13 protein-coding genes and 1 other RNA gene are annotated in these 17,199 nt (G+C 67.8%); 2 read left to right on the top strand and 12 right to left on the bottom strand.

The features are described 5' to 3' along the window. Positions 1–38 precede the first annotated feature (38 nt). Genes aroB through aroC form a run of 3 tightly spaced genes read right to left on the bottom strand, consistent with a single transcriptional unit; the run spans position 39 to position 2,889 of the window. A complete protein-coding gene (gene aroB, locus NFR41_RS02935; protein WP_251230655.1) occupies positions 39–1,148 on the bottom strand; it encodes a 3-dehydroquinate synthase in 1,110 nt (369 codons plus the stop codon). Continuing rightward, positions 1,130–1,720, bottom strand: coding sequence for a shikimate kinase (locus tag NFR41_RS02930; protein ID WP_251230654.1), 591 nt, complete (start codon positions 1,718–1,720; stop codon positions 1,130–1,132). The genes aroB and NFR41_RS02930 overlap by 19 nt, the downstream gene beginning before the upstream one ends. Continuing rightward, complete coding sequence (gene aroC, locus NFR41_RS02925; RefSeq protein ID WP_251230653.1) at positions 1,717–2,889, bottom strand: chorismate synthase; 1,173 nt, start codon at positions 2,887–2,889, stop codon at positions 1,717–1,719. The genes NFR41_RS02930 and aroC overlap by 4 nt, the downstream gene beginning before the upstream one ends. A gap of 242 nt (positions 2,890–3,131) precedes the next feature. Between aroC and NFR41_RS02920 the strand changes: the two genes are divergently transcribed. After that, positions 3,132–4,484 (top strand): cytosine permease, encoded by a 1,353-nt coding sequence (locus NFR41_RS02920; RefSeq protein ID WP_251230652.1) that lies wholly within the window; start codon positions 3,132–3,134, stop codon positions 4,482–4,484. A 254-nt stretch (positions 4,485–4,738) separates the two neighbouring features. Here the strand turns inward: NFR41_RS02920 and NFR41_RS02915 are convergent, their stop codons facing one another. From NFR41_RS02915 to NFR41_RS02880, 8 genes are all read right to left on the bottom strand, one after another. Beyond that, positions 4,739–6,094, bottom strand: coding sequence for a 4Fe-4S binding protein (locus tag NFR41_RS02915; protein WP_251230651.1), 1,356 nt, complete (start codon positions 6,092–6,094; stop codon positions 4,739–4,741). Positions 6,095–6,227: 133 nt separating this feature from the next. Then, entirely contained in the window at positions 6,228–7,499 is a 1,272-nt protein-coding gene (gene mobB, locus NFR41_RS02910; RefSeq protein WP_251230650.1) for a molybdopterin-guanine dinucleotide biosynthesis protein B, read from the bottom strand. Between the two features lie 631 nt (positions 7,500–8,130). After that, a complete protein-coding gene (gene recR, locus NFR41_RS02905; protein WP_160212708.1) occupies positions 8,131–8,727 on the bottom strand; it encodes a recombination mediator RecR in 597 nt (198 codons plus the stop codon). 1 nt (position 8,728) lies between these two features. Further along, the gene (locus NFR41_RS02900; RefSeq protein WP_251230649.1) at positions 8,729–9,073 is read right to left on the bottom strand and encodes a YbaB/EbfC family nucleoid-associated protein; all 345 of its coding nucleotides are present in this window, start codon (positions 9,071–9,073) and stop codon (positions 8,729–8,731) included. Between the two features lie 150 nt (positions 9,074–9,223). Beyond that, a complete protein-coding gene (dnaX, locus tag NFR41_RS02895; protein WP_251230648.1) occupies positions 9,224–11,692 on the bottom strand; it encodes a DNA polymerase III subunit gamma/tau in 2,469 nt (822 codons plus the stop codon). A 3-nt stretch (positions 11,693–11,695) separates the two neighbouring features. Further along, the gene (locus NFR41_RS02890) at positions 11,696–12,661 is read right to left on the bottom strand and encodes a VTT domain-containing protein (RefSeq protein ID WP_251230647.1); all 966 of its coding nucleotides are present in this window, start codon (positions 12,659–12,661) and stop codon (positions 11,696–11,698) included. 74 nt (positions 12,662–12,735) lie between these two features. Next, positions 12,736–12,831, bottom strand: an RNA gene (gene ffs / locus NFR41_RS02885) — signal recognition particle sRNA small type. A gap of 114 nt (positions 12,832–12,945) precedes the next feature. Then, positions 12,946–13,743 (bottom strand): TetR/AcrR family transcriptional regulator, encoded by a 798-nt coding sequence (locus NFR41_RS02880; protein WP_251230646.1) that lies wholly within the window; start codon positions 13,741–13,743, stop codon positions 12,946–12,948. A 296-nt stretch (positions 13,744–14,039) separates the two neighbouring features. Between NFR41_RS02880 and NFR41_RS02875 the strand changes: the two genes are divergently transcribed. After that, the gene (locus NFR41_RS02875) at positions 14,040–15,560 is read left to right on the top strand and encodes a radical SAM/SPASM domain-containing protein (RefSeq protein ID WP_251230645.1); all 1,521 of its coding nucleotides are present in this window, start codon (positions 14,040–14,042) and stop codon (positions 15,558–15,560) included. 209 nt (positions 15,561–15,769) lie between these two features. On the opposite strand, the gene NFR41_RS02870 is transcribed toward NFR41_RS02875, so the two are convergent. Continuing rightward, positions 15,770–17,167: an aminopeptidase gene (locus NFR41_RS02870; RefSeq protein ID WP_251230644.1), complete on the bottom strand. Its 1,398-nt coding sequence runs from the start codon at positions 17,165–17,167 to the stop codon at positions 15,770–15,772. Positions 17,168–17,199: the final 32 nt, after the last annotated feature.

The raw sequence follows: 17,199 nt of genomic DNA, 5'->3' as shown, positions 1-17,199 counted from the left end.
CTCGCCTCCAGTCGCGGGGCGCCTAAGCAAGCAGCAGCCTAAACCGCCGCCACCCACTCCTCGAGCGCTTCCAGAACCACGGCATCCTCCACCGCCTGCACCACCCAGTCTCCCACGTCGCGCGGCAGCACGAAGCGGATGGAACCGCCGCGGGTCTTCTTGTCGTGCTTCATGGCGGCCAGCATGTCTGCCGCAGGGGCGCGCCACTCGAACGCGGGCAGCCCCAGCGCGTCCAGCAGCTGACCTTGGGTTTCCACGAACTCCGGCGAGGTGCCCAGCAGCACTTCGGCCATGCGGGCCGCGAAGCGCATGCCCTCTGCCACGGCGGCGCCGTGCGAGAAGGTGCCGTAGCCGGCCAGCTTCTCGATTCCGTGGGCCAGGGTATGGCCGTAGTTCAGGCACTCACGTACGCCGCAGCTCTCGGTCTTGTCCTGAGAGACCACGTTCGCCTTGAACACCACGCAGCGGGCAATGGCCTGCTGCACCACGTCGGCGTTGCGGGCGGCCATGGCGTCGGCGTTGCCGAGCAGCCAGAAGAAGAAGTCGTCGGAGTCGATGACGGCGGACTTCGCAACCTCGGCGCAGCCGCAGGCCCATTCGCGCTCGGGCAGCGTGGCCAGGGTGGCGGTGTCGGCGCACACGTAGGCAGGCTGCCAAAACGTTCCCACCAGGTTCTTCCCCGCCTCCAGATTCACGGCCGTCTTGCCGCCCACCGAGGAGTCCACCATGGAGAGCAAGGTGGTAGGCACCTGCACCACGGGAAGACCGCGCATGAAGGTGGAGCCGACGAAACCGGCAAGGTCGCCCACCACGCCGCCGCCCAGGGCCACCACCGCGCTGTCGCGGCCGAGGCCCAGCATGGCCATGGCCTCCCACAGCTCGCCAGCCACGGCCAGCGACTTCGCCTCCTCGCCGGCAGGCACGGAGATGTCGGCCACGGGAGCGCCGAAAGCGCCGAGCGCATCCTTGGCTTGCTTCAGGTACAGGGGCGCCACGGTATCGTCGGTGACCACCAGCAGCCGCTTCGCCTTCGACAGCGCCGGCACCTGGGCAAGCTTCTCCCCCAGGCTCTGCAAGATCCCCTGGCCGATGCGCACGTCGTAGGCCTCTTCGCCAGGGATGTTCACCACTACTTTTGTTGCAGGCATAGCACGCCCTCCTTCAACAAAGCTCGCCGGACCTCGGAAGCGATGGCGCCCACCGACTTGCCCGCGGTGTCAACCACCACGTCGGCCACCTCCGCGTAAAGCGGCTCGCGCTCCTGGTTCAGCATGCGGGCGGCGTCCAAGTCCTGGAACAGCGGGCGGCTGGAACGGTCGCTGATGCGCCCGGCCGCCTCGTCGGCGCTCACGCGCAGGTACACGACGAAGCCCTGGTCGGCCAGCAGCTCACGGTTCTCGGGCTGCTTCACCACGCCGCCGCCGCACGACACCAGGCGCCCTTCGCCGCCGGCGAGCTGACGCAGCACATCGGTCTCCACGGCGCGGAAGCCCTCTTCGCCCACCTCGGCGAAGATCTCCTTCACCCGCTTGCCCGCCTGCCGCTCGATGAAGGTGTCCATGTCCACGGCCGCCACGCCGCAGTTGCGGGCGAGCCGCCGGGCCACCGTGGTCTTTCCGGCGCCCATGAACCCCACGAAGAAGACCGGTTTGGCAAGCGTGCCCACGGTTATGGGGGCGCGCGATCCGCTTCCCCCCGCGCTCAGCGATACGGCCGTCATCGGGACATCGTCTTCAGTCGCTCGCGGTAGGCGCGCAGGGCGCCCCGGATGTCGGTCATGGTGTCGCAGCCGAACTTCTCCTCGTAGGCCTGGGCAAGCACGAAAGCCACCTCGCCCTCGGCCACCACCGCGGCGGCCGGCACCGCGCACACGTCCGAGCGCTCCTTGGAGGCGTCTTCGGGCTCCAACGTGTCCAGGTTCACCGTGCGAAGGGGCGTCATGAGCGTGGGGATGGGCTTCATGGCGCAGGTGATGACCAGGGGAAGCCCCGTGGTCATGCCCCCTTCCAAGCCGCCGGCGTTGTTGGAGGTGCGGGAGAAGCCGAACACGGCGTCGCGCACGATGGGGTCGTGCACCTGGGAGCCGGGACGGCGCGCCGCTTCGAAGCCCAGGCCGAATTCCACGCCCTTGATCGCGGGGATGGAGAACAGAGCCGCAGCCAGGCGCGAGGTCAGCCGGTCGCGGGCCGTCGCGTAGCCGCCCACCCCGGGCACGAGGCCCTTCACCACGATACGGAAGGTGCCGCCCAGGCTCTCGCCCTCGCGTTTCGCCCGGTCGATGGCGCGCTTCATGGCCTCGGTGGCTTCCGGGTCGGGGCAGCGCACCTCGCTCTGCTCGATGGCCAGCTGGTCGTAGGAGGCGGCAGCGGCCAGAGGATCGTCCTCCTTCATGGCCGCGGGCCCGATGGAGGCGACGAAGGAAAGCACGTCCACGCCCAGCTCGGCCAGAAACTCGCGGGGAATGCCCGAGGCGGCCACGCGGGCGGCGGTTTCGCGGGCGCTCGCCCGCTCCAGGATGTCGCGGCAGTCGTCGGTGTCCACCTTCAGGGCACCCACCAGATCGGCATGGCCCGGGCGCGGCGTCACCTCGCGCACGAGCCCTTCCGGAGCCTCGCCGAAGGCCGCCATGCGCTCGGTCCAGTTCTCCCAATCGCGGTTGGCAACCGCGAGCGCCACCGGCGTGCCGAGCGTCCGCCCGAACCGCACGCCCGAGGTCACCGACACCCGGTCGCGCTCGATGGTCTGGCGACCGCCGCGGCCATAGCCGGACTGACGCCGGGCCAGATCCTGGTTGATCTGGTCCTCGGACACCCGAAGCCCGGCAGGAACTCCCTCGACGATGGCCGTCAGGCAGGGCCCGTGGCTTTCGCCCGCTGTCATGTATCGCATGGGGAAACCTTTCTCACATAGTCGTTCTCATTGTAACCCAGTGAAATACCAGGTACTTTGCAAGATGACCCAAGGCCTCGAAATGCGCACGGAGAAGGCGGGGCGTGCGGCCCCTCCCCGTTCCGCCCGTCCGCCCCCTTTGCCGATAACCCTCAAGTCGCATCTTGCGTCAAGCCGCAGTGCTACACTGCTGCAGTTTCGCCTTCGAAAACACAGTCAGGTTCATGGGAGAGGCACGGCGCATGGAGCGTATCGCAAACGAATACACGCCCGACTACTCGGCGGCTCGCGTGGCCCCGGACGAGCTTAAAGACTGGAAGCCCATCGCCATCATCCGTGCCGGAGGGATGTTCAGCGCGCCCACGCTCATGGTGGGAGCGGCCCTGGGCCTGGGGCTCTCCATTCCCGGCGCCGCCGCGGCCGTGCTGCTGGGCTACGGGTTCGTGGTGGCCTACATGTGCCTGGTGTCGGCGCAAGCCAGCGACATGGGGCTTCCCACGGTGTACCTGGCCGAGCCGTCCCTTGGGCGCACCGGCGCCCGCTACCTGGTGGCGCTTATCGTGGGCATCGTGACCATCGGCTGGTTCGGCGTGCAGACGGCCGTATGCGGCTCGTCGCTGCAGATCATGCTGGCAGACACCTTCGCCCTGGACGTTCCCGCCTGGGTTTGCTCGCTTGGGCTGGGGCTGCTCATGCTGGCCACGGCTCTTCTGGGGTTCACCGGGCTCGCATGGCTTTCATCGGTGGCGGCGCCGCTGCTCATCGCTGTGTGCCTTTACGGCGTGGGGGCGTCGCTTGCCTCTAGCGGCGATCTGTCGCTGCTGACGGGCTATGTGCCGCTGCCGGCCGACGCCGTGGGCTTCATCGCCGGCGTGCAGATGGCCGTGGGCCTGTTCGCCTTCGGTGGCGCCACCTCGGGCGACTTCGCCCGCTACGCCCGCACGCGAGCCGATGCCGTTATCTCCACCATCGCGGGCGTGATCCCCGCCGTGTTCGTGGCCCTTATGACCGCGGCCTGCCTGGCCATCCTCACCGGCGAGGGCGACGTGGCGGCGCTCATGAACACCGTCGGCTTCCCGGGCCTGGGTGTGATTGCGCTCGTGCTTTCCACCTGGACCGTCAACGCCGGCAACGTCTATTCGGCGGGGCTTGGGTTCGCGGTGATGCTGCACGGAGCCGGCGGTCAACCGGAAAGCACCTCGTCGAAGGGAACGCTGCTGCCCACGGCGATCTCCGGCGTGGTGGGCATCGCTTTGGCCGTAGGCGGCATCCTGGACGCGTTCCAGTCGTTCCTGAGCGTGCTCTCGGCGACGGGCCCTGCACTGGCCGGCACCTTCATAGCCGACTACTGGCTGGTGCGGCGCGGTCGGCCCGCCAATGTGCGGGTGCAGCCCGGCGTGTCGGCACCCGGCATCCTGTCGCTTTCTGCAGGCCTTCTGGTGGGCTGCATGACCGGCGGCGCCTTCGCCGGGGCGCCCCTTGTCGGCATCCTCGACATCCCGTTCTTCATAGGGCCGATAAACGGACTGGTCACCGCCATGCTGGTCTATCTGGCGGCGTTCCGCCTCAGCGGCCGCCAGCGACGCTTCAGCTAGAACCCCGGCTCCTTTCCCCTGCACCTCCCGCCGGCCACCCGGCTAACCGGCGCCTATCTACCCCGAGCTCGCCGCTGCCCTCGCCAGCCGCAGGGCGCCACCGGCCGCGCACTTCGTGCACCTCCCGTCGCATACCCGAAAAAGGCCGCACAGCAGGCTTTTCCGCCATGTCCTCCGAACAGGCATAATGCAGTGTTTCACCTGGTGAGGGGCTTGCAGATCAATTACACGAGTTGCCGGTTGTGCGGCCGGGGCTACTTCGAGCGGCGCACGCTTGAGAGCACTCCCTTGCGCTTGGGGGGGTCGGGGCGCCAGATGAGGCGCGGCTCGAAGCTGAACAGGTCATCGGTGGGCACGAAAGGGCTCACGTCCAGGCACTTCTTCAGGCAAGCGTCGGCGCACAGGTTGCACTGCACACAGTCGGCCGCCGAAAACTCCAGGTAGCTGCCGATGCCACCCTCCTCCTCGCCGTCGCGGTCGGGCACCTCGTCGCTTTTGCGCAGGGCACCCGTGGGGCAGAACACCGTGCACATGTTGCAGGAGGTGCACAGCGACGAATCGATGGACACGCTGCCGAACAGGCGCGTGAACACTTCGTCTTCCGCCGGGCCGTCGGGCTGAGAGAGCTCGTAGAGGGCGTCCAGCGCCCGGGGGTGCCGCTCGGGGTCGAACTGCGGAAGCGTCCCCTCAGCCGACACCATCATGCGCTCGCGCAACGACGCGATCTGGGGATTGTTGCTCTTGAACACCAGCACCTCGGCCGATTTCGCCACCGCGTCCTTGGCGCGGTCCTTCGTATGGAAGAAGAAATCGCGGCGCGCGTCGCCCAGAAGGCCGTCCACGTCCTCCACGAGCGCGCAGGCAGGAAACTGAGAGGCCCGACGCACTCGCGGCGTGGCTCCCATGGCTTCCACCAGGCCGTTCACGGATTCCACAGTGTCGTCGATACCCTTGTTGCACGCGCGGAACTTGCAGGTAGCGCAGTTGCCGTCCACGAACACGATGTCCTGCACCCCTCGGGCGGCGATGGCCAGAAGCAGGCTCTCCTCCATGCGGGCCAGGCACGGCACCTCGGCGAACTTGCCCGGATCGCCCACGTGCTTGGACGCGATGCGGGCGCAGGCGAACACCGCCGTGCCCTCCTCGGCAGCCAGGGCGGCTTCGAAGAGCTCCTGGTCGGTGGGCGCTACTTCGCCGGGGTGCAGCTCGTCCGTCGCGTCCTGCAACCCGGAAGCAGCAGACGGCGCAGCCCCGCGCTGGGGCCGGTAGTCGCCGCGTGCGAAGGCGGATTCCATCTTGACCTGCGCCTCGGCCTTGGTTGTGGCGATGCTGGAAGCCACCGACTCGGCCAGGTCCACATCCAGCGGCGCCAACGGGACCAGGGCCTCGGTGGGGCATACGGTGGTGCAGGCTCCGCACTTCACGCACTGGTCGTGGTTGAGCCGCAGCTTGTTCTTCTGCGCCCAGACGGCATCGGTGGGACACACGTCCGAGCACTTGGTGCACTTCGAATGGCGGTTGCGCACAACCGTGCAGCGGTCCTCGATGGTGAGAACGCCCTTGGTCTCAAGGGCTTCGGCGACCTCCATGATGTCGGCCAGGTTCGGCATGGCAGCTCTCCCTATCCGGAAGCTTTGGCGCTAGCAACGCGCCAAAGCAGCGATATCTCGAAGGCACAGTGTACACCATCAGGCCCGACTTCCGCCATCGCCGCGCAAGCCCTCCGCGGAAGGCCGCCCGAAGCTAGCGCTCGAGATAGAACTGCTCCAGCATAGCCAGCTCCTCGGGAGTGTTGGCGTTCATGAAGCATCCGCCCATGGGCTCGGCGCGCTGAACCAGCTCTTGGGGAAACGGGAAGATGCTCACGCGATCGTAGAGCTCCTGCATGCGGTTGCACCCCGACTCCACGAGCTGCCGCACATGGGGAAGGCACGCGTCGCGACGGTACACCGCATGGAACGGCTCGAAGCCGTGCTTGTTCACCGGCACCACCGCGTCCGCTTCCGATTCGGCCATCTTGGAGGCCTCCGCCGCCACCAGCGCCGGCGAAGCGAACGCCATGTCGCAGGCCACCAACGCCACGAACGGGTTGCTCGCAGCGGAGAGCGCCGTCAGAAACCCGGGCAGCGCGCCGCGGCGATTCACGACGTCGGTGACAAGGCGCAGCGTCGCCTGAGGGTACTCGTCGTGGAGAAACGCCAGGTTATCGGGCTCGTTGGTAGTGATGACCAGCTCGTCGGCCACGGGCAGCATGCGCTCCACCATGTGGCTGATGAGCGGGCGGCCGGCAAAAGGCACCGTGGCCTTGCTGCGCCCCATGCGCCGGCTCTGGCCGCCCGCCTGGATGACGACGGTCAGCTTCGGGCGGGCGTAGTGGGCCTGCACGAAATCGGCCACGGCCGCGATGGCGTTGATGTCGAAGGCGGGAATGCCGAACGCCTTGCCCGCCTGGGCGGCTTCGGCGATGTCGGTGACCACGGCCACGGTGTTGGAATCGGGCATCTTCACGCGCAGGTCGGCCGGCGCTTCAGAGGCATCGCCCCGGGACGCCCCCCGAGCCAGCTGCGAGAAGTCCTCGCCGAGCGACCACCCCTCGCGGGCGCCCCGGGCGAACAGCTCGGCCACGGAGCGGTCCGCCTCGTTTCCCGAGCGCATGACCTCGATAGTGGGCAGCCCGCTTTTGCGGTACCCCTCCACCACCACCACGTCGTGCCCGGGCATGGAGGCCACGAGCTCGCGGCATTCCAGCTCGCCCTCGATGGTCTTCATGCGCGCAACCAGCCCAGGAGCCGCCACGACGGTCTCGGTGGCGCCGGCTGCCCTATGGCGATAGGAGTCCTTGCCCGGCTTGTCGATGTCGAAGCCGGCATGGCCGTGGTGCTTGATGCTGCCCACGTCCAGCCCGCGGGCGGAAAGCTCGGCTATGACCGCTTCCACCAGCGTGGTCTTCCCCGAATTATGACGTCCCACCACAGCGATGGCCGGGCTGGGTATAGCGATATGGCTCGTTCTCATTGCGAGGTCCCCTCCCTTGGCAATAACCGCGAAGTATAGCAGACAACCGGGTCCTTCGCACCCGTTCGCGCGCACCGCTTCCCAAAATCGCCGAGCCCCTCCAAACCGCTGCGGCGTTGGCGGCCGCAGTCGAAGGGCGCGACTCGCCCCGAACCGCGCCGAGCGGTCCTGGCAGACAATGGGCTACTGGCAGCCTAGGGGCTTGGGGCGGGGCAGCCTCGGGCTTTCGGACGGGTGGACCTAGGGCTTTTGGCGGACGATTCGCTGGCCGGGGCGTGCAGCCTCGGGGACCCGGGCTGGCGCGAAAAAGTAGTTGAAGCCTGGGCGGCGACGGTGCTATACTAGCCCATGCGTTTTTTCGGAAAACGCACGAACCTTTGACTTCACTCGAAGAAAGGGGTCCTGTTTTTGGAGGGGACAGGACTCTTCTTCTAGCAAGAGAAGAGGCGAGCTTTCGGGCTCGCCTCTTTCATTGTATGCCGAACGTACGCAGGAGCGTCGGACAACGGCAAACCGGCGGTATCGACCACCTGGATATCGAAGGGCCGGACAGCGAGGCGCCGAAGCTGTCGGGCATCCGGCCATCGAAGCCTCCGCGCGACAAACGCACCCCCCTCCCGAACGGCTCGACCTAAAGCGGCCGGCGCCCCTCCAAGGCCCGCCCCAAGGTCACCTCGTCGGCGAACTCCAGATCGCCTCCCACCGGAAGCCCGCTGGCCGGACGCGTGACCGGGATGCCCAAGGGCTTGATGAGCCGGGCCAGGTAGGTGGCGGTGGTCTCCCCTTCCACGTTGGGGTTCGTGGCGATAACCACCTCGCGAACGTCTTCGGAGGCCAGACGGCCCATAAGCTCGCGGATACGCAGATCGTCGGGGCCTATGCCCTCCAGCGGGGAAAGCGCGCCGCCCAGCACGTGGTAGAGCCCTTGGAACACCGCCGTCCGCTCGATGGGCGGGATGTCGCGCGGCTCGCTCACCACGCAGATGATACCCGCGTCGCGCCGGGGCGACTTGCAGATGTCGCACAGGTCGTCCTGGGCGTAGTTGTAGCAGCGGCTGCAGAAGCGCACCTGCTCCTTCACCTCGGCGATGGCCTGGGAAAGCCGCAGCGCCGTGGCCTTGTCGGCGTTCAGGATCCAGTAGGCGATGCGCTGGGCCGATTTCGGGCCTATGCCGGGCAGCCGCTCCAGCTCGTCGAGCAGCTTCTGTATGGAGGAAGCCGCCTGCATGCTACATAAGCCCCGGGATGCTCAAGCCGCCGGTCACCGAGCTCATGCGGTCGGAACCCAGCTGGTTCACGCCGCGAATGGCCTCGTTCACCGCCGCGAGCACCGTATCCTGCAGCATCTCCACGTCCTCGGGGTCCACCGCCTCCGGGTCTATGGTGATGGACTTGATGGAGCCGTCTCCCAGAGCCACGGCCTTCACCATGCCGCCGCCGGCGGAGGCTTCGAAGGTCATGTCCTTGATCTCCTCCTGGGCGCGAGCCAGCTCCGCCTGCATCTTCTGCGCCTGCTTCATCATGGCGTTCATGTTGCCCATGCCGCCGCCGGGAAATCCTCCGCGTTTTGCCATCCTGGGGTCCTTTCGGTTCGTGGTTTGCTCTTCCGCATCGGCAACGGGCCGGTTCCCGCCCGCGCCGCCATGGATTGCTCTGGTACTGAAACGCCCGACAGCCAGACTGCCGAAGCGGTGCCGGTTCGCCGAGCCGCAGCGGCGTCAGCGTCAGCCTGCCGAGCCGCCCGACACGTCGGACACGGTTATGGCCTGTCCGAAACCGCCGGCTGCCAGCACCGACTGCAGGTACTCCGCTCCACCGCCCTCGCCCGACACCTCCACGGCCGCGCTTCGGGCGGCGCTGGCCGCCGACGTGGTATCCGGCGGCTCAGCCGGCATGGCCATAGTAGGCGCGGTCGGAGCAGGCTGCGCTTGCGGGCTTGGCGACGGGACGCTGGGCTGCGCAGGCGCTCCTGCAGGCACGGTTGGCTGCGGCATGCTGCTCGGCGAAGCGGCTGCGGCCGGCTGCGGCGTCTGGGCGGGAGCGCTCGGCGAGGCCGAGGCCGCCTGCGCAGGCTGCGACGAAGCGGCGGTTGGGGCCGCCTGCCCGGTCGCAGAGGCCGGGCCGCCCTCCCAGGGCGGGGTGTCGGCCGCTGCCGACGCCGCCGCAGGCGCGCCCTGGGCAGCTGCAGGCTGGGCGGCGGGGGCGGGCGCAGGTGCGGAAGCCGGCGTGGGGGCTACGATGCCAGGCGAGCTCGCCGCGGCCGCCTGCGCGGCAGGCCGAGGAGTCGCGCCGCCCTGGACGGGCTGCGCTGGAGCAGGTGCAGGCTGTTGCGCTGGGCGGGCCGCAGGCACAGACGCGGCCATCCCCGCAGGCTGCTGCAGGGGTTGGGACACGGGCGCACCCGATGCTGCCCCTGCCGCCGACCCCAGCGCGAAAGCGAAGGGAACGGGCTGGCCGAACGTCGTCTGCAGCGCCTGGGCCACGAACCGGACGTTCTCCGGCTTCTGCACCTGGTTGTACACGAACTGCTGGCTGCCGTCGAAGGTGGCGACGATGCCGCCGGTGGCGGGGTTGAACGAGGCGCTTGCCCAACCCAAGAACGTCGCCAATCCACCGCCCTGTGCCCGAGCCGCTCCCAGCACCGCCTGCCACAGCCGCTGCACCACGGCCGGGTTCGCCAGGCCGGAGGGAGCAGAGGCGGCCGATACCGGCGTTTCGGCCGGCGCAGGGGCCGCAGGAGCCGGAACGCTCGCCTGCACGGCACCAGTCGGCTGGGGCGCGGGGGCGGCAGCCGTCGGCACCGGCGCCGAAGCGGGCGCAGGGACCGCCGAAGGCGCAGGGGCGGAGGCAGCTTGAGCGGGAGCCGAGGCGCTCGCCTGGGTAACGAACGACTGGGACGCGGGGGCGGAAGCCGGCGCAACCGGGCGAGCCGGCGCAGCAGGGGCTGCAGCAGGGGCCGCGGAAGCAGGCGCGGCAGACGCCGAAGCTGGCGCGGGGGCCGCAAACGAGGCAGGAGCCGCCCCGGGAGCAGCCGCCCCCGACGACAGCGCGGCGAATCCCCGCTCGAGGGTCTCCAGGCGCTGGGCCAGCGCCTCCATGGTCAGGTCGGCCTGGGGCCGCACCATGCGGGTAAGGGCGATTTCCAAGGACAGCCGCTGGTTGGTGGAGGTTTTGAGCTCCACCTGCAGATCGCCCAGCACTCCCAGCATGCGGGAGGCGCGGTCGGGGCCGAAGGCCGGGGCCACCGCCTCCAGCTCGCGTCGCTCCGAGGGCCCCAAGGGCAGCTCCACCTTGGCACCGGCCAGGCTCATCACGTAGAGGTTGCGCGCGAACTGGGCCATCTGGCGCACGAAGGTGGCTACGTCGGATCCGCTTTCGGCAAGCTCGTCCACGAACTGGAAGCACGCGGCCGCATCCTGGGCGCCCACGGCCTTCATAAGCTTCGCCACACCGTCGGAATCGGCGCCCCCCAGCATACGCTCGGCGGCATCCAGGGTGATGTTGCCGCCGCAGAACACGATGAGCTGCTCGAGCGACGTGAGCGCGTTGCGCATGCCGCCGTCGGCCCGGTGCGCGATCAGCTCCAGCGCCTCGGGCTCGCACTCCACCTCCTCGGCAGTGCAGATGGCCCCCAGCCGCGACACCATGGACTCCGAATCGATGCGGCGGAAGTCGAACCGCTGGCAACGGGAGTGGATGGTCTCGGGCACCTTCTGCGGATCGGTGGTGGCCAGGATGAACACCACGTGGGCCGGCGGCTCCTCCAGCGTCTTCAACAGCGCGTTGAAGGCGGGGACCGATAGCATGTGCACCTCATCGATGATGTATATCTTGTAGCGGCCGCGGGTGGGGGCGTAATGGACGCGCCCGATGATTTCCTCGCGGACGTTCTCCACGCCGGTGCGGCTGGCGGCGTCCAGCTCGTAGACGTCGGGGTGCTCGCCCTTGGCAACCAGCTCGCACATCTCGCAGGTGCCGTCGGGCTCGGCCGTGGGGCCGCTCTCGCACAGCAGCGCCTTGGCCAGCAGGCGCGCCGTGGTGGTCTTGCCGGTGCCGCGCGGGCCGCAGAACAGGTAGGCGTGGCTCACCTTGTCCTGCTCGATGGCGTTCTTGATGGTGCGCTCGATGTGCTCCTGCCCGACCACGTCCTCGAAGATCTGCGGCCGGTACTTGCGGTAGAGGGCCTCTGCCATGGGCTACGCGTCTCCTTCGCGGTCGGGGGCTGTGCTTTCGGCGGCATCCGAAGCATTCGAGGCATCCGAAGCATCGCTGTCCGCAGGCGCGGGCTGCGGCTCGGGGTCGTCATGCCGAGCCGCCAGGCGCTCCTTATCGGCTGCCTGCTCGGCATCGCGCTGGACGTCCCGTTCGGCGCCGTGCTCGGCCAGCACCCTGGCGCGGGCCTCGTCGCGGGCGGCATGCTCGGCACGCATCACCTTCTCGCGCACCACGTCGCGGTCGTACTCGGCCTCGCGCACGCGCTCCTCGGCCTGGGCCACCGGGTCGCCCTCCTTGGCCTTGCGGGAGGACAGCGCCGCCTTCACGGCCCCCACCACGGCCGGCGCCACCGACACCGCCACGATGCCGATCACGATGACCTCGAAATGCTCCTGAACGAAGGGCACGCCGCCGAAGAAGTACCCCACCAACACGAACAGGCTCACCCAGGAGACGCCGCCGATGACGTTCCACAGGGTGAAGCGGCCGAAGTTCATGTGCCCGGTGCCGGCGATGAACGGGGCGAAGGTGCGGAAGAAGGGCATGAAGCGCGTGATGACGATGGTAAGGCCGCCATAGCGCTCGAAGAAGTGGTCGAGCTTGGCCATGCGCTCGGGCGTGAGGGCCCCCACCTTGCCCGAGTCGATGATACGGCTGCCGAACACGCGGGCAATCCAGTAGTTGGAGGTGTTGCCCAGGATGGCCGCGGCGTAGAACACCACAAGGGTGGCCCCCAGGTGCAGCCCACCGCCGTCGGCCGAGAACACGCCGGCCGCGAACAGCAGCGAGTCGCCGGGCAGAAAGGGGAAGAACACCAGGCCCGTCTCCACGAACACGATGAGAAACAGCGGCGAGTACACCCACACGGGCCCGAGCGCGATAATCCAGGAGGCGATGAACCCGCGGGGGTCGCGCAGGAGGTTGACGAAGAAGTCGATGATTGCCATGAGCACTGCCTTTCGGCCTGAAGGGCGCACGTCCACGGCGGCAGCTCTGCCCTGCGCCCGAGAATACAACAATGCCGTAGGCGGGAAGGGACGCTCGCCAGCGGTCCCTTATGGCTGCTTCGTCCCCGACCTGACCAGGTTCGGAACTTGGCGCCGCCCCTACCCGCCTACGGCATTCGAAAACCGGATGCTCAGTATAGCCCCCGCCACTGCGCAGCCGGCGCAGGGACGGGGGCTTCCAGCCAAAACACACAGCGCGGAAACATCCGGCGCGGACCGTCCCGTCACGGGCGGGCGATGCCCTCCAGACCCGAGGCGACGGCGGCTCCCACGGCGCTCGACAGCTGCTCCAAGGGAAGCTCCGAATCTGCGGCCAGCCAGCGCCGAAACGAGGCGAGCAGCCCTCCCACGAAGAAGGCGACCCCGTACTCGGCGTTCTGCCCCATCTGCGCGGAAAGCCCCAGTATGTCCTGTTCGGTGAACACGCGGATGAGCGGGTCCTCGACCTTGTCCAACAGCAGGTCGGAAGGCATCTGCGTGAGCGCCCGGTCAGTCAGCCACGCCTCTTTGACCAGCACGTAGGACAGAAGCTGGAACATCTCGGTCACGTCCATGCGCCGATTAAGGCGGGCAGTCTGCCGCGAGAGCGCCTCGGCGATGGCCAGGGCCCGCTCGCGGACGGCGTCGTCGAAGACCTCGTCCACCGACCCGTAGTGCTTATAGAAGGTCTTGCGGTCGACCCCAGCTTTTCGGGCCACGGCGGTGACGGACACTTTGTCGAAGTCGCACTCCTCCAAAAGGGACAGCAGCGACGAGCGTATAGCCGCCTTGCTGCGCCGGGCGCGCTTGTCCTCCTTGCGAGCGCGAACGGGGCGGACGCTGTCGCCCCCGGCCGCTGGCGCCGGCTTGCACGCTTCGCCCGCAGCAGCATCGAGCCGCGCGGGTGCGGGACTCAAGGCGCGTGCCCTGGCCGAATCCCCCGCCCCAACCGCCTTGCCGTCCCGCAGGACATCCCCTCCCACCGGGCGCGCCGGGCAGGCGGGGACGACCACGCGTCCGGTTGTGCGTGCGACAGCTTCCATGGTTTTTCTCCCCACTTCCTCGGTTCCGTGTTGCCCATCTTCGCCTGTTTCCAAACTGAAAGCAACGAGGTCACCGTTATTGCCTATAATCCACTCAAGCCAGTTACTCCACATTTGGGGAGCAACTTGACCTCGTTTTCGGGAGCCTCGCACCCAGAGACGACGGTGCCGATTGGCGCGGCACCGCCTCCCCTGCCCAGGAGACCCCGGGGCGGGGTGGGACGGAAGGCGAAGCCGGCCCAGAAAAGGGATACCGACAGGCACCGGTGGCCGGTGCCGCAGAGAGCGAGGATGCGATGAAGGCGACAGACCAGCTGAAGCACATGGCCTACGAGAAGGCGTTCGACTACTTCCTGGCCGACCCCGTGACCAACGCCACCAAGATCATGAACGCCCTGGACAAGGTGGCGCCGGAGGGCCTGTTCCCCAGCCAGCGCGAGGCCTTCCGCACGGCGCTGGACACCAAGAACAACTGGTACCAGCTGATCATGAAGATCATGGACCTGAACCCGGCCGTACGCAACAAGCTGGTGAAAACCTTCGCCATCGACGGCAACCTGATGGCCTGGCCCGAGCAGGAACGCATGCGCGACAAGTACCAGTGCAACATCCCCTGGGCCATTCTGCTGGACCCCACCAGCGCCTGCAACCTGCACTGCGCCGGCTGCTGGGCGGCGGAGTACGGCCACAAGCTCAACCTCACCTTCGACGAGATCGACTCCATCATCGAGCAGGGCAAGGCCCTTGGCTGCCACATATATATCTATACCGGCGGCGAGCCGCTGGTGCGCAAGACCGACCTCATCAAGCTGTGCGAGAAGCACCAGGACTGCGCCTTCCTGTCGTTTACGAACTCCACGCTCATCGACGAGGAGTTCTGCCAGGAGATGGTGCGCGTGGGCAACTTCGTGCCGGCCATCAGCGTGGAGGGCTTCGAGGACGCCACCGACGCCCGCCGCGGCGACGGCGTGTACGCCAAGGTGGAGCGGGCCATGGGACTTCTGCGCGAGCACGGGCTTCCCTTCGGCGTGTCGTGCTGCTTCACCAGCGAGAACGCCAGCTCCATCGCCAGCGAGGAGTACTTCGACTGGATGGTTGACCAGGGAGTGCTGTTCTGCTGGATCTTCTCCTACTTCCCCGTGGGCGTGGATGCCCCCAAGGAGCTTATGGCCAACGCCGAGCAGCGCGAGCACCTGTACCGTTTCGTGCGCCAGATGCGCCTGGAGAAGCCGCTGTTCACCCTTGACTTCCAAAACGACGGCGAGTTCGTGGGCGGATGCATCGCAGGCGGACGCCGCTACCTGCACATCAACGCGGCCGGGGACGTGGACCCTTGCGTGTTCGCCCACTACAGCAACGCCAACATCCGCGAGGTGTCGCTGCTGGAGGCTTTGCAGAGCCCCATCTTCATGGAGTACTACTACGGCCAGCCCTTCAACGACAACCTGCTGCGTCCCTGCCCCATCCTTGAGAACTCCGGTCGCCTGACCGAGATGGTGGAGCGCGCCGGCGCCCACAGCACCGACCTGCAGCATCCGGAAGCCGCCTGCGACCTGTGCGCCAAGACCCGCGAGCGCTGCGAGGAATGGGCGCCGGTGGCCGATTGTTTGTGGCACGACCAGTCCGACCCGCAGTACGAGCGTCGCTGCAACCCCGACCAGGGCATGGCCGAATCCGATAAGCACAAGTTCGCCCGCATGGGACGTACCATCGACAAGATGGGCGAGCAGACCCGCGAAGAGCAGATGCGCGCCTTCGCCACCGCTATGGCAGACGCCGCCGTGGCCTTGGTGGAGGACGAGGGCGAAGCCGCTTAAGGAAAGGCCGCCCCGGAAAGAACTCGCCGACCTGGCGAAGACCCCAGGCCCCAGCCTGCCGCTTTGCGGGGCGGGAGCCCCTCATCCCGACGCCGACCGACGTTTCGTCGAGCGGAGCCCCTTAGCAGCACAGCGCCCGCAACCAACCAGGTTGCGGGCGCTTTTTCGTAACACGTCGCTCTTGTGGGGGGGCGGCGCAACCCCGAAGCCTAGGACAGCGCGAAGGCCTTGTAGCCCTTGAACGCCTCGTAAATATCGGCCTTGCTAGTAACCTCCCACGGGCTGTGCATGGAAAGCACCGGCACACCGGAATCAATCACGTCCATGCCGTACTCGGCCGGGATGTAGGCGATGGTGCCGCCCCCGCCGGCGTTCACACGCCCCAACTCGGCGGTCTGGAACGCCACGCCCGCGTCGTCCATGATGCGACGCACCTGGGCCACGTACTCGGCCGACGCATCGTTGCTGCCGCTCTTGCCGCGAGCGCCCGTGTACTTGTTGAACACCAGGCCGCGCCCCAAAAACGCGCTGTTCTTCTTCTCGAACACGCTGGGATAGCCTGGGTCGAACCCGGCGGACACGTCGGAGGACAGCATACGAGAAGCGCGCAGGGCCCGCGCCAGGGCACGAGGGCCACTCTCGCCTGCCAGCTCCATGATCTCCGCCACGGTGTTCTCAAAGAAGCGCGAAGTCATGCCCGTAGCTCCCACGCTGCCGATCTCCTCCTTGTCCACCAGGATGCACACGCTGGTGCGTGCCAGGCCCTGGGGCGCCAAGGCCAGCTGCGCTGCCAGCGACGTGTAGGCGCACACGCGGTCGTCCTGACCGTAGCCGATGACCATGGACCTATCGAAACCCAGGTCACGGGCACGTCCCGCCGGAACCACCTCCAGCTCGGCGGAAAGGAAGTCCTCCTCGCCGATGCCGTACTTGTCCTCCAGAAGCTTCATGGCGAAAGCGCGCACCGGCTCCTTGGGAGCCTCCTCGCCCTCGGCCACCACCAGGGGCCGGTTGCCCACCAGCACGTCCAGGGCCTCGCCCTCCACCACCTCCGTGGCCTTCCTGCCCATCTGGTCGTTGGCCAGGTGGATGAGCAGATCGGTCACGCAGAAAACCGGATCAGCCGGGTCCTCGCCCACCGTCACCTCAACCACGGCTCCGTCCTTCTTGGCCACCACACCGTGGATGGCCAGGGGCAGTGTCACCCACTGGTAGTACTTGATGCCGCCGTAGTAATGGGTGTCGAGCAGCGCGAAGTCACCGTCCTCGAACAGGGGGTTCTGCTTCAGGTCCATGCGGGGCGAATCGATGTGCGCGCCCAGGATGTTCATTCCCTGCTCCAGCGGGGCGCTTCCCAGCTGTACCAACATGACGGCCTTGCCCCGCTCCACGGCGTACACCTTGTCGCCCGGCTGCAGGCGCCGCCCCTCGGCGATAGCGGCCGCCAGGTCCACGTAGCCGGCACCCCGGGCCATCCCCACGGCAGCGGCAACGCACTCGCGCTCGGTCTTGTTGCAGGAGATGAAGTCGATGTAATCCGCCGCCAGCGCCTCCACGGCTGCCAGGTCGGCCTCGCCGTACCCCTTCCACGCCACACTTCGTTCCATATGCTGATTCCTTCCTACTTGCGAGCAACGCC

Origin of the sequence: Adlercreutzia aquisgranensis, assembly GCF_943193145.1 — a bacterium.
Lineage (GTDB): Bacteria > Actinomycetota > Coriobacteriia > Coriobacteriales > Eggerthellaceae > Xiamenia > Xiamenia aquisgranensis.
This window is presented reverse-complemented; position numbering and strand designations above follow the sequence as displayed.

Excerpts from the sequence above, each read along its gene's own strand:
- recR (WP_160212708.1), bottom strand. The coding sequence starts at position 8,727 with ATGCAGGCGGCTTCCTCCATACAGAAGCTGCTCGACGAGCTGGAGCGG.
- NFR41_RS02920 (WP_251230652.1), top strand. The coding sequence starts at position 3,132 with ATGGAGCGTATCGCAAACGAATACACGCCCGACTACTCGGCGGCTCGC.
- mobB (WP_251230650.1), bottom strand. The coding sequence starts at position 7,499 with ATGAGAACGAGCCATATCGCTATACCCAGCCCGGCCATCGCTGTGGTG.
- dnaX (WP_251230648.1), bottom strand. The coding sequence starts at position 11,692 with ATGGCAGAGGCCCTCTACCGCAAGTACCGGCCGCAGATCTTCGAGGAC.
- NFR41_RS02875 (WP_251230645.1), top strand. The coding sequence starts at position 14,040 with ATGAAGGCGACAGACCAGCTGAAGCACATGGCCTACGAGAAGGCGTTC.
- aroC (WP_251230653.1), bottom strand. The coding sequence starts at position 2,889 with ATGCGATACATGACAGCGGGCGAAAGCCACGGGCCCTGCCTGACGGCC.
- NFR41_RS02890 (WP_251230647.1), bottom strand. The coding sequence starts at position 12,661 with ATGGCAATCATCGACTTCTTCGTCAACCTCCTGCGCGACCCCCGCGGG.
- aroB (WP_251230655.1), bottom strand. The coding sequence starts at position 1,148 with ATGCCTGCAACAAAAGTAGTGGTGAACATCCCTGGCGAAGAGGCCTAC.
- NFR41_RS02900 (WP_251230649.1), bottom strand. The coding sequence starts at position 9,073 with ATGGCAAAACGCGGAGGATTTCCCGGCGGCGGCATGGGCAACATGAAC.
- NFR41_RS02870 (WP_251230644.1), bottom strand. The coding sequence starts at position 17,167 with ATGGAACGAAGTGTGGCGTGGAAGGGGTACGGCGAGGCCGACCTGGCA.
- NFR41_RS02930 (WP_251230654.1), bottom strand. The coding sequence starts at position 1,720 with ATGACGGCCGTATCGCTGAGCGCGGGGGGAAGCGGATCGCGCGCCCCC.
- NFR41_RS02880 (WP_251230646.1), bottom strand. The coding sequence starts at position 13,743 with ATGGAAGCTGTCGCACGCACAACCGGACGCGTGGTCGTCCCCGCCTGC.
- NFR41_RS02915 (WP_251230651.1), bottom strand. The coding sequence starts at position 6,094 with ATGCCGAACCTGGCCGACATCATGGAGGTCGCCGAAGCCCTTGAGACC.